The organism is Vibrio sp. Vb1554, assembly GCF_033344235.1.
This window is the reverse complement of the sequence record NZ_JAWPOJ010000089.1, coordinates 1-1,996: the sequence shown is the minus strand read 5'-3', so window position 1 is coordinate 1,996 and position 1,996 is coordinate 1. Positions and strand designations below refer to the sequence as shown.

At 44.4% G+C, this 1,996-nt stretch carries 1 protein-coding gene; it reads right to left on the bottom strand.

Translation table 11 applies throughout. The annotated features are described in order from the left end of the window. On the bottom strand, positions 1-1,996 hold a 1,996-nt coding region (locus tag R8N28_RS23820; RefSeq protein ID WP_318183499.1), incomplete at both ends, for an Ig-like domain-containing protein.

Here is a 1,996-nt window from a genome sequence, read left to right as displayed (position 1 = left end):
AGCCACTCATCGCTTATCTTGAGTGCGTCACCTTGAATCGTGACACTAGGAACTTCAAACTGGTTTTCGTATCCATCACCGCCATCAAGAATATCCACCGTTAAAGAGGCATCATCGTTCAAACCTTCAATTGCCTCTAAGGTAATATCCAATGTTACGGAGGTGGTGTCACCGTCTGAATCTGTTGCATTAACTAACAATGGTATATCCAGGATTTGATCTTTTGACAGATCGAAAGAGCGATATAATTCAAAGGAATACTCTATTTCACTACTCGACTCTAAAGGTAATGTGGATAATAGTTTCGATTGAAAAATATTTACTTCCACCCCACCTTCTAAGATATAGCCAGTAATTGTCGTACCGTCATCAGACAGACGGTAAAGCAACTCACTTTCACTACTCACTAATGTGGGCTGGTTTAATTCGCTAAATCGAAGAGAGTCAACATAATCACTCCCGATATCGAGTTGAAGGCTCCCAGTCTTAAAGATTGCCCCACTTTCTAGATTAATCTCCTCCATTGCAACAACAGTCAAGTTGCTCAACGTAGGATCAACACCATCTTTCAACACGAAATCAATTTCATTCTCTACAAGCGGTGTGGAGTCTAGATCTGTCCCTCCAATGGTCAGCGGGAAAGTGACCGTATCACTACTATTGAATTGATCGATAGGATGATCAAGAGTAAGCGAGATTGAAGCTAGTACATCGTTACCCGACTCAATGCCACTCAATGTTAACGTAAATACAGTGACACCATTGGCAAATGCTGTGATTTGCTTTCCACTGGAACTTAACGTGTAGCTAAGCTCATTATCAGAGACTGAGCTTGTAAGCCCTAATGCCTCTAACTTAGTAATGGATGCCCCACCAAAATACAAACTAGTCGGATCAGGGTTATCAGAGCCAGCAATCACATTAACACTGCCTTCGGTGGTTAATAATGCCTCTCCCAGAGGTACTTCTGCTGCGTTTATAGTAGCGCTGCCTACATAACCCGCTTGGCCATCTTTAATGTCGATAGTTGCGGTTGCTACACCGTAATCTTTTGAATCATCGGCTGCGAGATAATCAAAAACGAGACTTTGCTCAACCGTGTGATCTAAGTTGCGACTGGCATTCAACTGCCAAGAGCCATCTGAAAATACGGTTAATTCACCCTTCTCTAGACTAAAACTTACTGAGCCACCATCAGGGACAGACTGGATCTCTCCTCCGGCTCTGACATATCGAATGTACAAGTCACCATCAATATCAATGTCATTCTCCAGTACATTGCCAGAAATGACTTGGCCTTCGGTTACACTATATGACTCATTTTCGATCACTGGATCGGCATCAAGGATGGCGATTTCTAGGGGGGCCACAACAGCCTCTTGTGTACCATCAGCATCACTTTGAGTGCTTTCAACCAATACGTTAGTCACCAGCTCATCTTGACCGACACCATGATCAATCGCTTCATAAAAAGTAATTTGAACCGTACCATCATCATTGACTTCTGCTGAGAAAACTAATCGGTCGTCAGTCGATGTTCCTTGTAAGCTCAACCCATCTTCTGCAACAACAACGTTAATAGATTGACCGACCGATGTAAGCGCACTCAAACTTGGTTGCTCTGCATGCAGTGCTGGCACACCATTTTCTATGTTGATGGCTGCCGAGCTGCTTTGCTCACCAAGAAATCCAACGATGTTTTCAGAAAATACCGTTGAACCGGGTAGCACTATTGTCGGCATGGTATCGACCGCGTGGTTGCCGGCGGCATCCAACACTTCTGCTTCAATGGTCCACGTGTTGTTTAGATTGAGAGTGTTTACGTCAATTCCGGTTACTGTCCACGAACCTGATGCATCAACGAGGCCAGTAAAATTCAGCGTGCTGTCTCCGTCACTTACCCGAATCGTCACCGCCAGACCTTGCTCTACACCACTGGTTGTCCCTCTCATTTCCGTGACTATACCCTCACGGAAATCATCAATGGCAAGACCAC